The organism is Tropicimonas sp. IMCC34043 (genome assembly GCF_003390845.1).
Lineage (GTDB): Bacteria > Pseudomonadota > Alphaproteobacteria > Rhodobacterales > Rhodobacteraceae > Tropicimonas.
Genome location: NZ_QMEK01000009.1, coordinates 20,166 through 33,715, shown reverse-complemented (window position 1 = coordinate 33,715; position 13,550 = coordinate 20,166). Strand labels below are relative to the sequence as shown.

General features: G+C 61.1%; 14 protein-coding genes. 9 read left to right on the top strand and 5 right to left on the bottom strand.

What is annotated here, in order from left to right:
• Positions 1-5 precede the first annotated feature (5 nt).
• Positions 6-776, bottom strand: coding sequence for a LamB/YcsF family protein (locus DQG17_RS20685; protein WP_116134850.1), 771 nt, complete (start codon positions 774-776; stop codon positions 6-8).
• Between the two features lie 272 nt (positions 777-1,048).
• Here DQG17_RS20685 and pxpB point away from each other — a divergent pair, with 272 nt between their 5' ends.
• From pxpB to DQG17_RS20650, 7 genes are read left to right on the top strand one after another with little or no spacing between them, the layout of a single operon-like run.
• Positions 1,049-1,768, top strand: a complete 720-nt coding sequence (gene pxpB, locus DQG17_RS20680; protein WP_116134849.1) for a 5-oxoprolinase subunit PxpB — start codon at positions 1,049-1,051, stop codon at positions 1,766-1,768.
• Positions 1,765-2,796, top strand: a complete 1,032-nt coding sequence (locus DQG17_RS20675) for a biotin-dependent carboxyltransferase family protein (RefSeq protein WP_116134847.1) — start codon at positions 1,765-1,767, stop codon at positions 2,794-2,796. The genes pxpB and DQG17_RS20675 overlap by 4 nt, the downstream gene beginning before the upstream one ends.
• 23 nt (positions 2,797-2,819) lie before the next feature.
• A complete protein-coding gene (locus DQG17_RS20670) occupies positions 2,820-3,473 on the top strand; it encodes a GntR family transcriptional regulator (protein WP_116134845.1) in 654 nt (217 codons plus the stop codon).
• Positions 3,470-4,420 carry a hydroxyacid dehydrogenase gene (locus tag DQG17_RS20665; protein ID WP_116134843.1) on the top strand — a complete coding sequence of 317 codons (951 nt, stop codon included), beginning with the start codon at positions 3,470-3,472 and terminating at the stop codon, positions 4,418-4,420. Before DQG17_RS20670 ends, DQG17_RS20665 begins: the two co-directional genes overlap by 4 nt.
• Entirely contained in the window at positions 4,417-5,709 is a 1,293-nt protein-coding gene (locus tag DQG17_RS20660; protein WP_116134841.1) for a hydantoinase/carbamoylase family amidase, read from the top strand. Before DQG17_RS20665 ends, DQG17_RS20660 begins: the two co-directional genes overlap by 4 nt.
• Entirely contained in the window at positions 5,706-6,341 is a 636-nt protein-coding gene (locus tag DQG17_RS20655) for a GntR family transcriptional regulator (protein ID WP_116134839.1), read from the top strand. The genes DQG17_RS20660 and DQG17_RS20655 overlap by 4 nt, the downstream gene beginning before the upstream one ends.
• A 7-nt stretch (positions 6,342-6,348) precedes the next feature.
• On the top strand, positions 6,349-7,530 hold the full coding sequence (locus tag DQG17_RS20650) for a Xaa-Pro peptidase family protein (RefSeq protein ID WP_116134837.1): 1,182 nt from the start codon (positions 6,349-6,351) through the stop codon (positions 7,528-7,530).
• Positions 7,531-7,671: 141 nt separating this feature from the next.
• Here DQG17_RS20650 and DQG17_RS20645 read toward each other — a convergent pair whose 3' ends face one another.
• The 3 genes from DQG17_RS20645 to DQG17_RS20635 all read right to left on the bottom strand — a co-directional run bounded on the left by DQG17_RS20645 (position 7,672) and on the right by DQG17_RS20635 (position 10,651).
• Complete coding sequence (locus tag DQG17_RS20645; protein ID WP_116134835.1) at positions 7,672-8,970, bottom strand: TRAP transporter large permease; 1,299 nt, start codon at positions 8,968-8,970, stop codon at positions 7,672-7,674.
• A 42-nt stretch (positions 8,971-9,012) separates the two neighbouring features.
• Positions 9,013-9,579: a TRAP transporter small permease subunit gene (locus DQG17_RS20640; RefSeq protein WP_232829523.1), complete on the bottom strand. Its 567-nt coding sequence runs from the start codon at positions 9,577-9,579 to the stop codon at positions 9,013-9,015.
• 82 nt (positions 9,580-9,661) lie between these two features.
• Positions 9,662-10,651, bottom strand: a complete 990-nt coding sequence (locus DQG17_RS20635; RefSeq protein ID WP_116134831.1) for a TRAP transporter substrate-binding protein — start codon at positions 10,649-10,651, stop codon at positions 9,662-9,664.
• 240 nt (positions 10,652-10,891) lie between these two features.
• Here DQG17_RS20635 and DQG17_RS20630 point away from each other — a divergent pair, with 240 nt between their 5' ends.
• Positions 10,892-11,839, top strand: a complete 948-nt coding sequence (locus tag DQG17_RS20630) for a dihydrodipicolinate synthase family protein (protein WP_369908093.1) — start codon at positions 10,892-10,894, stop codon at positions 11,837-11,839.
• A gap of 21 nt (positions 11,840-11,860) precedes the next feature.
• On the top strand, positions 11,861-12,646 hold the full coding sequence (locus DQG17_RS20625) for an SDR family oxidoreductase (RefSeq protein WP_116134827.1): 786 nt from the start codon (positions 11,861-11,863) through the stop codon (positions 12,644-12,646).
• A gap of 76 nt (positions 12,647-12,722) precedes the next feature.
• Here the strand turns inward: DQG17_RS20625 and DQG17_RS20620 are convergent, their stop codons facing one another.
• Positions 12,723-13,535 (bottom strand): aspartate dehydrogenase, encoded by an 813-nt coding sequence (locus DQG17_RS20620; protein ID WP_116134825.1) that lies wholly within the window; start codon positions 13,533-13,535, stop codon positions 12,723-12,725.
• Positions 13,536-13,550: the final 15 nt, after the last annotated feature.

The window sequence follows — 13,550 nt, the reverse complement described above, 5'->3', positions numbered from 1 at the left end:
GATGTTCAACTTTTCGCAAAGGGCGCGATAACCACACCGTTTTCTTCCAGTGCCTTGCGCAGGCGGGTAGCAATGATGGCGGCACCGGGCGTGTCGCCATGAACACAGAGGGTTGCCGGTTCTACCGGCAGACGCTTCCCGCCGGTGGTGGGTATCACACCGTTGACCACCATCTCCAACACCTGATCCAAGCTTTCCTGTGGATCGTGAATCACCGCGTCGGGTTCGTTCCTTGGGGTCAACTCGCCCGCGTCCGTATAGCTGCGGTCGGCATAGATTTCGCAGGCCACGCGCAAGCCCGCCTTTTCTGCAGCAGCATAGGTCTCCGAATAGGGAAGCGACACGTATACCAACGACGGGTCAACCAGCTTGACGGCTCGCGCGCAGAGCCTGGCAAGGTCCGGATCCACGGCCGCCATATTGCCGAGCGAGCCGTGGGTCTTGACGTGGGTCATGGTGTGCCCTTCGGCAGCACACATCCCCTGCACAGCAGCAATCTGGTAAATCAGTTGTGCTTCCAGATCCTCCGGGCGTTCGCCAGAGATGCGGCGGCGGCCGAAGCCGTACAAATCGTTGAAAGAGGGATGCGCCCCGACTGAGACGCCATTGGCCTTTGCCATGCGGATCGTCCGGCGCATCACCGCCGGATCGCCGGCATGGAAACCGCAGGCAATGTTTGCCGTGCTGACAAGCTCTAGCATGGCTGCGTCATCGCCGATCGTCCATGCACCGAAGCTCTCGCCCATGTCGCAATTGAAATCCAGTGTTCGGGTCATCAACTCGATCCTTTCAAGAAGATGCTTAAGAGGGTGCGGCAGAAGTCTGTAGTCGCTTGTTTTCTCGTCTTCAGAGTCAGCCAGTTTCGGAATCTGCCACCTTGACGCTTCACTTCCGAATACAGGTGGTATACTGAAATGGCAAGCGGCCTCTCGAACACGATCGCTCGCAGATCCAATTGATGGACGCAGGACGAACAGACAGAAAGGAATTTCTCCGCGATCAACGACCGCCCATGAACGGGCAGTGCGCGCCGGGAAGCTAAAAAAAAATGAAGCCGACCTTTCATCCTCTTGGCGACCGAGCGCTCGTGGTTGAGTTCAGCGAAGAAGTTGACGCAACCGCGAATGATCACGTCATCGCCCTCGGCGCCAGTTTCCAAGCCATGCCGGTATCTGGGGTGACGGAAGTCGTGCCGACTTACCGCTCGCTGCAAATCCTGTACGACCCAACGCGACTGCGAGGGTTGGTGCTGGAAGGCGAAGTCCTGGCGAGACTGACCAGCATCGAACTGGCGGAACGGCCTGCGCGGCGCTGGCGGGTGCCGGTTGCCTACGGGGGCGAGATTGGACAGGATCTGGAGGAACTTGCCGAGACGAAGGGCATGACGACAGCCGAGTTGATCATGCTCCATTCAAGCGCCGAATACCGAGTTTACATGATCGGCTTTGCGCCGGGTTTTGCCTATCTGGGCGGGGTCCCCAGAGCGTTGCACACGCCGCGCCTGCCGCAGCCGCGCCAGGCGATTCCCGCCGGGGCAATTGGCCTGGGTGGTCAGCAGGCTAGCATCAACTCGGTTCCCGGCCCTTCCGGTTGGCGTTTCCTCGGCTGGACACCGTGGCGCGCTTTCGACCCCAATCGCCCTCGCCCGTTCCTGTTTGAGGCTGGAGATCGCGTGCAATTCACCCCGGTCTCGATCGAAGAGGCTCAGGAGATGGCCGGGCGCATCGCTGCGGGCGAAGACATAGCAAGGCCAGATGACACGCCATGACGCTTGAAGTGATCGACACAGGCCCGATGCTTTCTGTCCAGGACCAGGGCCGGTCCGGTTTGCGGCATTTTGGCGTGTCCGCCGCGGGACCGATGGATGCCCCCTCGCTTGCTCTGGCCAATGCGCTCTGCGGCAACCCGACCGCAGCTGCGGGGCTGGAATTCGCAGGCGCCGGGGGAAGCTTTCGTGCCAACCGCCCGATCCACTTCGCAGTCACTGGCGGCGATTGCGAGATCAAGGTGGGCAACCGGTATCGTCCGACCGGAGAATGCCACCGCCTGGAACCAGGCGAGGATTTGCGGCTAGGTTTCCTTCGCGGCGCAACCTGGGGCTACCTGGCTATTTCCGGCGGGATCGACGTGCCGGAAGTTCTGAATGCGCGCGCCACCCACCTGCGTTTCGGATTGGGTGGGCACGAAGGTCGTAGGCTCAGGGCAGGAGACCGCCTTCCGTTGGGACCGCCGCCAAGGAAACAGATTTGCCTGCGTTTGAACGCGCCAATGGTGGATTCGTCGTGCAGTGACCGTCCCATCCGCATTGTTTTGGGCCCACAGGACGGATACTTCAGCGACGAAGTGAAGGCGCGCCTGACAGAAGAAGCATTCTCGATCACTCCGAAGCGGGACCGAATGGCAACCGTGCTCGAAGGCCCGCCCCTGCCCGCTGAACGTGGCCACGACATCGTCTCCGACGGGACAATCGCCGGGGCGATCCAGGTTCCGGGTTCGGGACAGCCCATGGTGTTAATGGCCGAAGCGCAGACGACCGGAGGTTACCCCAAGATCGCGACAGTCATTTCGGCCGACCTACCCCGCCTGGCCCAAATGGTCACAGGAACGCAGTTCCGTTTCGCCGTGGTGGACCGCGACACGGCCGAAGAGATCGCAATTGAGGAAGCGGCCCGGCTCAATCGGATGCTCGGCAACCTGGTGATCAAATCGGATTGTGCGCTGTCTGCGGACTACCTGCTCTCCTGCGATCTGATCGGTGGCTTCTCAACTCCTGAACAAATAATCGGTGACGACTAATCGATGAATGGATTTTCAACGATATGACCTCTTCCAACCTGGCCAGAGAGGCCTATTCCAAGATACTCGACATGATCATCGACGGGAGACTCAAACCCGGCGAGATCCTGCAGGAGGCGGCTTTGGGCAACCTTCTGGACGTGTCGCGCACGCCGGTTCGCGAGGCAATCAAGCGGATCGAAAGTGAGGGTCTGGCGGAACTGCAAGGGCGTTTTACCCGGTTGCGACGCGTTGAACCCGAAGAGGTGGAAGAAATCTTCTTCATTCGTCTCTCGCTCGAGCCGGACTGTGCCAACGCGGCAAGTGCGGTCCCGCCGGAAGCACTCGACGAGATAGAAGCTCTCACCCGCGCGATAATGCGCGAAGGGCCCGGCGAGAGCGACAGACAATGGCATATTGACGGCAAGTTCCACGCCATGATCGCGGACGCCGCTGGCAATCGAACGGTCGCGAAGGTCATCTCGGACCTGCACAGGCGGACCTGCATTTTCGACCATCGGGTGGTCCCGGAGCGGTTTCTGAAAGGCTGCGAAGAGCATCTGGAGATCATTGATGCATTGCGCCGGAACGACACGGCAGCTGCTTCGGAAAAGATGCGCGACCATCTGGAGAATGCGCGGGATGCAATCCTCAAGCGCCTGGACGGTTTTCAGACTGTGGAGGAACAAGACAGATGAAATGTCTGATCGTCCAACCGATGCATGAGGACGGCTACGCGTTGCTGAGAAGCAAGGGGGTTGAGCCCATCCTGTGCCCAAGCCCTGATGTGGAGACGATGGTCCGCATGATCCCCGGTTGCGATGCCGTCATCACCCGGGATGCCGGTTTTCCCGCGGCTGCGTTCGCGGCCGCCGCCGGACTTCAGATTGTGGTCGTTCATGGCACCGGGCATGACGCAGTCGACAAGGAAGCCGCGGCCGCAAAAGGTGTGCTGGTTGCGAACACGCCCCGAGCCAATGCGCGTTCGGTCGCCGAGTTGACACTCGGGCTGGCATTGGCGCTCGGCCGTGGCATCCCTGCGGCCGATCGGGCCGAACGGTCCGGCCGGCCGAACTTTCGCGAATCCGCATCATTTCATGAACTTGACGGAAAAACCGCGCTGGTCGTCGGTTGGGGCGCGATCGGTGGCCAATTCGGACGGATGGCAGATTCCGCATTTGGCATGAATGTGCTCGTCCATTCACCGAACGCGCCGGACCTGAATGGTTTCGAGCGCGTAGCTTCGTTGGAATCTGGGCTGGCCGAAGCGGACTTCGTAACTCTTCACACGCCGATGCGTCCCGAAACCCGGCACATGATGAACGCCGAGCGCTTTGCAGCGATGAAACCCGGCGCGTTCCTGATCAATGTTGCCCGCGCCGGGCTTGTCGACGAGACCGCGCTGCTCGGCGCTCTGGAAAGCGGTCATCTCGGCGGCGCTGCGTTGGATGTCTACAGCCCTGAGGCACCGATGGGTCCGCTGGCGAAATTCCCGAATGTGATCTTTACTCCACATCTCGGAGCCACCACCGAGGAGGCGCTGAGCCGAGTAGCTCTGGGGGCCGCAGGCCACGTTCTTACGGCGCTTGCGGGCAGACTGCCCGATACCACGCTCAACCCCGAAATTCGAAGGACGCCAGCATGAAAACGCTGTCCCCTTGCGCAGTTCGCGTAAGCGACCATGCCGCAGCGACAATCCGGGAAACTATCGCTCGTGTCATTTCCCGGGTGAACACGCTTTCGGAGGATGGACCGGGCTGGACCCGTCCTTCCTACAGCAACCTGGAGTCCGAGGCACACCTGATAATTGAGGACGAGGCCCTTGAGCTTGGGCTTGAGATCAGTCGCGACGCTGCGGGCAATCTGTTTGCCCGCATGGCAGGCTCCGATCGCACCGCCCCCGCCCTCTACATGGGATCGCACCTGGACACGGTGAGCCAGGGCGGCGCCTATGACGGACAGGCCGGCGTGGCCGGGGCGCTCGCCATTCTGGCTGCTATCCGTGCAGAAGGAATCACCCCGGCGACGGATATCGTGCTCACGGTGACCCGCGCCGAAGAGAGCGTCTGGTTTCCTGTCTCCTATGTCGGCTCGCGCTCTGCGCTAGGGCTACTGACGGCCGAGGAATTTCAGGCGAAGCGTGCGGATACCGGTCTCACGCTGGCCGAGCACATGGCGCAACAAGGTTACCGGGCCGATGAGGTTCTCGCGCAGACGCCACCTTCCCCGGCAAGATTTCTCGAATTCCATATCGAACAGGGACCGATGCTGTACGAAGCCGGCGAGCCCTACGGCATCGTCACGGCAATACGCGGTGGAATGCGGTACCGCGCGGCGCAAGTTCACGGCACCTGGGCGCATTCCGGCGCGGCGCCACGAGAAGGCCGGGCCGATGCGGTCGTTGCGCTGGCCGAACTGATCGTCGCCATGAACAAGGTTTGGGATCGCATCCGTTCCACAGGCGCGGATCTCACCGTGACCTTCGGCAAGGTGGACGCAGCCTCTCCCCAGCACGCCATGGCCAAGGTCGCTGGGGAAGCGGGCTTCTGCCTCGATATGCGCTCCGACGACGAAGCCGTGCTCGAACATGCGGATCGCGAACTCAAGACCGAGATCGCGAAGATCGAGGAGGCTCATCGAGGCATAAGGTTCGCACTTGGCACGCAAAGCCGCTCGAAACCTGCGAAGCTCTCATCAGAGATGGCCGATTTCGTTGATCGCGGCGCGGGACTGCGGGGCGACAAGCCGAGACGCATGCTCTCGGGCGGCGGGCACGACGCAGCCGCTTTTGCCACGGCCGACTGGAAGAGCGTGATGGTTTTCATCCGCAACTGGAACGGCAGTCATTGCCCGGATGAAGCCATGAATGAGGCCGACCTCGCGGCCGCTGCCGAGGCGGTCTTCTTGTCCATAGCCGCAGGAGCGACTTCATGACCGGGGAAACCCTCTCGAATTCGGCCTACCGCCAACTCAAGGAACAGATCCTCGATGGCCGCGTCACAGCGGAATCCGTGCTTTCCGAACGCGGCCTGTCCGAAGATCTGGGCATTTCCAGAACGCCCCTGCGCACGGCCATTTCACGTCTTGAACAGGAAGGGCTGATCGACCGGCTCCAGAATGGAGTCATCCTCGTGCGGTCGGTGAATATCGAACAATTGCTGGAAATCGTGAAGCTCCGCCAGAAGCTCGAGAGCGCCGCCGCGGCGCGGGCGGCGGAATTCGGCCTGACCGAAGAACTGGAGGCGATCCGCTCCGAAATGAAGGAAATCGTCAAGGCAAGTGATACCACCTTCGATGCATTCTGGAAGGCCGACGAGCGCTTTCACATGGAGGTCGCGCTCGCCGCGAGGCTCACCCTGCTCCCACGGATCCTCGAAGAACAACGGGCCATTGCGCGGCGATGCACCCTCACCCGGACATACGACACCTTCACCGACCAGGCACGCGAACATGTCGAGATCATCGACGCAATCGAACGCCATGATCCGGACGCCGCACGGGATGCCATGTCGCGCCACTTCGACCATGTGAAGCAACGCTTCCTCAGTACGTTTTCCAGAGGTTGACAGGCCCATGTCAGATTTGATCGAAAGCGGCGCTTTTCTTGGAGCGGGCCGCGAAGCCGTCTTTCCCCAGGCCGAATTCGCAGCCCGAATTGCAGCTCTGCAGAAACGGATCGTGGCCGAGGGGGCCGACGCCCTTCTGCTTACTGGCCCGGAAAACATCTTCTGGGCGTGCGGTCGCCAGACCGCCGGCTATTTCGCATTCCAGGCACTGGTCGTGCCCTCCGGCGGCGAACCGGTCTTGCTGGTTCGCCAGCTTGAGACCACCGGCGCCCGCGCATCGACCTGGCTGACAGATATCCGCGCCTACCAAGATGGCGAACACCCCGCCACGGCACTATCCGCCCTGTTGCGCAGCTTGGCACCGAAGCGTCTCGCTTTGGAACGACAGGGCTGGTTCGTCAGCCCGGAAATGTCGGAACGTCTCTCCCGGGGACTCTCCGGCATCGCGCTGGTGGATGGCTCCGGCTGGGTGGAAGATCTGCGAGCAGTGAAATCGCCACGCGAACTCGACGCAATCCGAAAGGCGGCATCCTACGCACAGTCAGGGATGGAAGCAGCCATAGCTGTCTGCGCATCCGGTGTTTCGGAGAACGACGTCGCAGCCGCAATGATGGCGGGTGCGATCGCGGCCGGCTCCGAGGCAATGGCGATGGAACCGTTGGTGTCCTCCGGTCCGCGTTCGGGCATACCCCACGCCACGTGGCGACGTCGCGAACTCGTGGACGGCGACGGCATCTTCCTCGAACTGGCCGCGAGCCACGACCGCTATCACGCCGCATTGATGCGCTCGGCCTGGATCGGGCAACCGCCCAAAGCTGCCCGGCGCATGATGAGTTGCGCCGAAAGGGCCCTGGATGCGGCACTCGCCGCAATGAAACCCGATGTGCCCTGTGCGGAAATCCACAACACGGCCCAGGCCGTGATCGATTCCGATGGGTATACCGCTGCCTTCCGCAAACGCGTCGGCTATTCCATGGGGGTCGCTTTCGCCCCCGACTGGGGAGAGGGTGCAATCCTGTCTCTCTTCTCCGACGTCACGCGGCGCCTGGAGCCGGGCATGGTATTCCACCTGCCAGTAACATTACGAGATTACGGCCAGTTCACCGTGGGCGTTTCGGAGACGGTCATCGTGACGCCGTCGGGTGCAGAAACCCTGTCCAGTCTTCCCCGTCAGATGACTCTTCGCTGACCGCGACCGGGAACCCATGGGGTTTCGAGTCCGAGGAACTGCCATACCGACCGGGCGTTTTTTTTGGAGTTTTCTGGAGGCGCGACGAAAGACGCCCGCCCTTCGAAGGGCGGGCGTCTTTCGTTTCGTTTTCTCAGCCGATCAGTTGCGCATCAGATCGGGCACGATGCTCACAATACCCGGAAAGACTGCAATCAACAGAACGAATGCGGCCATGATCAGGAAGAACGGCATCGTAGCGCGGGTCACGCTCCCAATGCTCTCCCCTGTCAGGCGCTGAATAACCGTCAGATTGAACCCCACCGGTGGCGAGATCTGAGCCATTTCCACCACGATAACGATGAAGATACCGAACCATATCTTGTCGTAACCCGCGGCCTGCGCCAGTGGCAACGTGATGGGCAGCGTCATGACGATGATCGCCATCCCTTCCATCACCATCCCCAGCAGGATATAAAACACTAGCAGGACCGCGATCAGCATCAGCGGCGTGAGGCCCCACCCCTCGATAACCTGCGCGATGTGGCGCGGCAGTCCGAGATATCCGATGGCCGTAGAAAGAAACATCGCGCCGATGATGATAAGCCCGATCATGGCACAGTTTTCCGCGGCCTGACGCGCCGCGAGGATCAAGCCCTGAAGATCGAGCTTGCGTTGAGCGACGCCGATGACGATGGAACCGAGAACGCCCGCCGCGGCCGCTTCCGTGGGCGAGGCAATCCCTCCATACATGGAACCGATAACGAAAAGGATCAGCAGTATCAGCGGTCCGAGGCCTACGAGTGCGGCCATCTTCTCGCGCAGCGTCGTCGAAGCTGGTGCGGTTCCCACGTGATCGGGTTCCATCAGGGCACGAACGCCGATATAGCCCATATAGGCCCCGGCGAGCAGCAGGCCGGGCAGGATGCCGGCGATGAAAAGCCGCAGGATCGATTCCTCCGCCATGACGCCGTAGATGATCATGATGGTCGAAGGCGGGATCAGGAAACCGAGCGTCCCTGCCCCGGCAAGCGATCCGATGACCAGTTTCCGGTCGTAGCCGCGCTTCAGCAATTCACCAGCGGTGATCCGGCCGACGGTCACCGTCGTCGCCGCCGACGAGCCGCATACGGACGCGAAAAGCGTACACCCGAGCACGTTGATATGGCAGAGCCGTCCGGGCACACGCCGCAACCAGGGCGACAAGCCGGTGAAGAGCGACTTGGCGATGTCGGTCCGGAACAAGACCTCGGCCATCAGGATGAAAAGCGGCAGTGCCAGCAATTCCGGACTGGAGAGCACGTTCCACGCCTGCTGCGCCAGAAGCTTCAGGAAAGGCATTTGCGGGCGGAATATTGCCAGAATCCCGGCACCGCTGCCAATCAGGCCGGCACCGATCCAGACGCCGGAACCGAGCAGCAACACCATCAGGCCGACGAGGGTTAGTGCGGTCTTTGTCATCTATTGTCTTTCATTGCTTTGATTGCCGGGTTTGACCGGCAATCATTCAAGCGCCACGCCGACGGCAATTCTTTCGCCGCGGAGCAGTCGCAGGAATTGCGCGAGACATTGCAACACGAGCACAATAGCTCCGAACGCAGCGACGCCTTGAGGCCAGACAAGTGGCGTGCGCATAACTGTCGAAGATGTCGAGCCGCGCTGGAAGGAAAGCCAGGTCATTTCGCACAGTGACCAGGCCAGAGCCAGGCAAGCCAGCCCGCCGGCAATGCAGGCAGCGAATTCCAAAAGTCGCGCGACCGGCGTGGGCACCGCCTCGAGAACTGCGGTCACCCGAACATGGGCGCCCGCGCGCATTGCTCCGGCAGATGCCAGCATGAAGGCAGCCCCCATGGCATAGGCCGAGAACTCCCATGAAAAGGCAAGCGACACCCCGAGGATATTTCGCGACAGGACCTCGCCAGACATCATCACCAATATCGCCAGCAACGACAGGCCAGCGACGTAGTTTCCAAAGGCCGACAACCTGTCGATTGCCGCGATCAGGCGCTGGTAGGGGCCGTATTCTTCGTTCACTTTGACCATTGCCGTCTCCTTGGAGATGACCGGCACCGCGTCCCCGGGAGAAAAAGGAAGCTGTGCGATGCCGGTCGGGATTGGTGCGTGACGACCAACTCTCACGCACCACGAACACTCACTTGCCGCGTACCGCGAGGTAGGAGTCGATGACCGGCGCAGTTTCCGGAACACGTTCCTTGAACGCTTCCCAAAGCGGCATGGCCTTTTCGATCAGTTCTGCCTTGAGTTCCGGCGAGGGCACGGAAACGGTCATGCCATTCTCTTCCAGCGTGGCGATCTTGGCCGAATCCTCATTGGCGGAATTCAGCCAGAACTGCCCCTCGAGGGAGGCCGCGGCATTCTCGATTGCCATCTGATCTTCCGGGGACAGTGCGTTCCAAGCGTCCAGGTTCACGGTCACGATGTTGGAAGAAGCCTGCCAGTTGAAGGTGCTAATGTTGTCCATGAACTCCCAGAAGGCACCGTCCACACCAGAGGAAGACGAGGTTGTCACAGCCTTGATCGTGCCGGCCGCCAGCGAAGGCACCACCTCGCCCCAGGGCATTTGCAGCGGAGCAGCGGAAAGAGCGTCGAAGAAGGCGTTGCCATTGGCATCGACCACACGGATCGTCAGACCATCAAGGTCGGCAAGGGTCTCGATCTTGTTTGGCGAATAGACAGCCTGTCCCGGCCATGGCACCATGTAGAGCAGCTTCTGGTTCATCTCCTCGGCGATGGATTCGATCATCGGGCGATAGAACTTGTGCAGAAGCGCAAGATCGGGAAGCGTCGGCGCGAGATACGGCAGCGTCTCGACGCCGAAGGCCGGGTTCTCACCGACCTGCTGGCTCATCAGGATATCGGCGATCGGAACCAAACCGTCGCGCACGGCCGCCATACCCTCGGGCCCCTTGATGCCAAGCGCACCGCCGGAATGCACGGTGATGTTCACCTCGCCATCCGTCACCTCGCGCACCTTTTCAGCAAATTGGATCGCGTTCTTGGTGTGGAAATTGCCTTCTGGCCAGACAACAGACATGTCCCAGCTGACCTGGGCCGACACCGCGGTCGCTCCGATGGCGAACGCGACCGCCGTCGCCGCTGCAAATTTCAAGTTCTGTTTCATCGCAGATCTCTTTCTGGTTGGTGTGCTTTGGAAGCCCGTTGTCGCTTGCATTTTCAGTATACCAACAGTATCCCATATGTAAGCTTAGCCGAGAAATTTGCGGTCCGTCCATCACTTTGCACATTTTTTATGCACAAAATACCGGGCTTGGCACACTCGGCAGGCGCCATTTGAGAGAAATCGGAGCGGGCATCGCGGGAACGCCAATTGAGAGCGGCGGCACCGAAGCGGAATCAGCTCATGACCAACAGGAGATCAGCCTTGTCACGGCCAATCGATAGACAGACCAACGGCGTTTTCGTCATTTGCGCAACGCCGTTCAAAGAAGATGGCACAGTGGACCACGACAGCCTGGCTCGCCTCGTCGCCTTTTATATCGGGCACGGAGTCACTGGCATGACCATTCTCGGCATGATGGGCGAAGCCGACAAGCTCGATGCCGATGAACAGCGCGGTGTGATCGACACGGTTCTCGCACACACGGGCGACCTCCCGGTCGTCGTCGGCGTTTCCAACCCTGGATTGACTGGCCTGTCCGCACTCACCTCCTACGCCATGGACAAGGGTGCCGCGGGCGTTATGATCGCGCCAACCCGCGGTCCTGCGCGGGAGGATCGCGTGGAAGGCTATTTCCATGCCGTCTGCGACCAGATCGGAACGAACGTTCCTGTCGTCTTCCAGGATTTCCCCCTGTCAACTGGCGTTCCGGTTTCTCCCGCATTGATCCGAAAACTGACCGAGGATCTGACCCAAATCGTTATGCTGAAACATGAGGACTGGCCAGGGATGCCGAAGCTTACGCGGCTTCGTCAGGACGAGGCCGAACGGGAGACGCCACGCCTTTCGATTCTTTGCGGAAATGGCGGCCTCTACCTTCCACAAGAACTTCAGCGTGGAGCGGACGGAGCCATGACAGGTTTTGCGTATCCGGAAGCACTTGTTCAGACCGTGGCGATGCATCAACAAGGTAATCCGGACGCCGCTGAAGATCTCTTCGACCGCTACATCCCGATCCTTCGGCACGAGCAACAGATCGGCCTCGGCCTCGCGATCCGTAAATACATCCTGATGAAGCGTGGGGCCATCGCCCATGCCGGCGCTCGCGCGCCCGGCCCACGCCTCTCATCCATCGACGCTGCAGAGATCGATCGCCTGATGCGTCGCCTCGAAGCCAAGCTGGCCGCCTAACCTACGGAAAGGTAGAAGAAAATGGATCTTGGACTGAAAGGGCGAACAGCTTTCGTTCTCGGCGCCTCCAGTGGGCTGGGCGAAGCAATCGCCGAAACCCTTGCGAGAGAGGGCGCGAATGTCATCCTGGCTGCGCGCAATAGCGATGCTCTTGAGGCAACGGTTGCCCGCCTGCAGCCGCAGAGCGACGGCAACCTTACCGCGATGCCTGTCGACCTCGCGGATGCAGCTTCCGTGGACCGGGCGATCATCGCGCTGAAAGCGGATCATCAGGTTGATATCGTTGTCCTGAACGGCGGCGGGCCAAAGCCTGGGCCGATGGCACAGCTCGAAACGGACGATCTCGTTTCACTGGTGCGTCCGATGGTCGAATCGCCAATCCGTATTGCCACGGCTCTCCTGGCCGGCATGCGCGAACGGAAATGGGGGCGTATCCTGACGCTTCTTTCTTCTGGAGTCGTACAGCCGATACCGAACCTCGGGCTCTCCAACACGCTTCGCCTGTCGTTGGTCGGATGGATGAAGACGCTTTCGGCCGAAGTCGCAGGCGACGGCGTTACCGTCAACGGCCTGATCCCCGGTCGCATTCATACCGCCCGAGTGGATCAACTCGACCTTGCGGCGGCAAAGCGGACCGGAAAGACACCGCAGCAAGTCGCCGCGGCCTCACTGGCGACGATCCCGGCCGGGCGTTACGGCGATCCACAGGAATTCGCTGATGCCGCGGCCTTCCTTTGCTCCAGCAAAGCAGGCTACATCACCGGCACCAGCCTTCGGGTCGATGGCGGACTGGTCCGCAGCCTATAGCAGGCAGGGCATGAACGCATGCCCACAGTCGATGAAGAATGCGGCCGCCCCCGCTCACGTCGGGGCGGCCCTTGACTCAGGAGCCGACTGTAAGAGGCGACACCAGACGCTCGAGCGCAGCCATCACGGAAAGCGGTGTAATCCTGCCAGTCGCCGGGTTCTCTGAACTCGGCACATTGGCGACGGAAATCTCCAGCTTTATCGCATCCGTTTCGATCAGGATGCCGTGGGTGTTGCGGTCAATGCCCGGATCGGCCCAGACTTCGTAATCCGTGCGTTCAGGCCCCCATCCGGCCAGCGATAGGGCGACCGCAACGTTCACATTTGCCGGGAATTTCTGCGCCGCTTCAGTGACGGTTCCGCTATAAAGGCAAAGCGGTTCGGTCAATTCCGAAAGATCGATATTCGCTTCCCGGACAAATGCTGCCCCCGCGAGGCTCGCCGGAGGCTTTCGGGTGCGCATCACGGCGCGGATGAGGTTGCTCTTCGCAGCGGCGCGGACCGCGTCCAGTCCCGCGATGGCGCCGGTGGCGGCGATGATCCGGCCGCCTGTCTGACGCGCCCGGTCTACGAGATCCATGTTCGCAAGGAGTTGCGTGAGCGAGACCACGACAAGTGTGGACCCGGCCTCGATCGCCGGAACTGCCAATGATCGGAAACGATCCGGCGGCAGTGCCTCGATCACGACGTCTGCGTGACGGGGCAATTCCTCGAGCGCAACGACCTCGGGTGGATTGGTGAAACTTTCCGTCAGCGACCGCGCCTTGTCGATCGAGGAGGAAGAAACGACAGCGAGCCTGAGCCCGGGCACTCCCGCGTCGAGCCAACGCGCCACCGGCAGGCCAATTGCGCCAAGCCCGGCGATGCCGACTTTCAGATCCGCACTCATGATTGCCCCCTTGTA

Excerpts from the sequence above, each read along its gene's own strand:
- DQG17_RS20645 (WP_116134835.1), bottom strand. The coding sequence starts at position 8,970 with ATGACAAAGACCGCACTAACCCTCGTCGGCCTGATGGTGTTGCTGCTC.
- DQG17_RS20650 (WP_116134837.1), top strand. The coding sequence starts at position 6,349 with ATGTCAGATTTGATCGAAAGCGGCGCTTTTCTTGGAGCGGGCCGCGAA.
- DQG17_RS20630 (WP_369908093.1), top strand. The coding sequence starts at position 10,892 with ATGACCAACAGGAGATCAGCCTTGTCACGGCCAATCGATAGACAGACC.
- DQG17_RS20620 (WP_116134825.1), bottom strand. The coding sequence starts at position 13,535 with ATGAGTGCGGATCTGAAAGTCGGCATCGCCGGGCTTGGCGCAATTGGC.
- DQG17_RS20660 (WP_116134841.1), top strand. The coding sequence starts at position 4,417 with ATGAAAACGCTGTCCCCTTGCGCAGTTCGCGTAAGCGACCATGCCGCA.
- DQG17_RS20655 (WP_116134839.1), top strand. The coding sequence starts at position 5,706 with ATGACCGGGGAAACCCTCTCGAATTCGGCCTACCGCCAACTCAAGGAA.
- pxpB (WP_116134849.1), top strand. The coding sequence starts at position 1,049 with ATGAAGCCGACCTTTCATCCTCTTGGCGACCGAGCGCTCGTGGTTGAG.
- DQG17_RS20685 (WP_116134850.1), bottom strand. The coding sequence starts at position 776 with ATGACCCGAACACTGGATTTCAATTGCGACATGGGCGAGAGCTTCGGT.
- DQG17_RS20675 (WP_116134847.1), top strand. The coding sequence starts at position 1,765 with ATGACGCTTGAAGTGATCGACACAGGCCCGATGCTTTCTGTCCAGGAC.
- DQG17_RS20625 (WP_116134827.1), top strand. The coding sequence starts at position 11,861 with ATGGATCTTGGACTGAAAGGGCGAACAGCTTTCGTTCTCGGCGCCTCC.
- DQG17_RS20665 (WP_116134843.1), top strand. The coding sequence starts at position 3,470 with ATGAAATGTCTGATCGTCCAACCGATGCATGAGGACGGCTACGCGTTG.
- DQG17_RS20670 (WP_116134845.1), top strand. The coding sequence starts at position 2,820 with ATGACCTCTTCCAACCTGGCCAGAGAGGCCTATTCCAAGATACTCGAC.
- DQG17_RS20635 (WP_116134831.1), bottom strand. The coding sequence starts at position 10,651 with ATGAAACAGAACTTGAAATTTGCAGCGGCGACGGCGGTCGCGTTCGCC.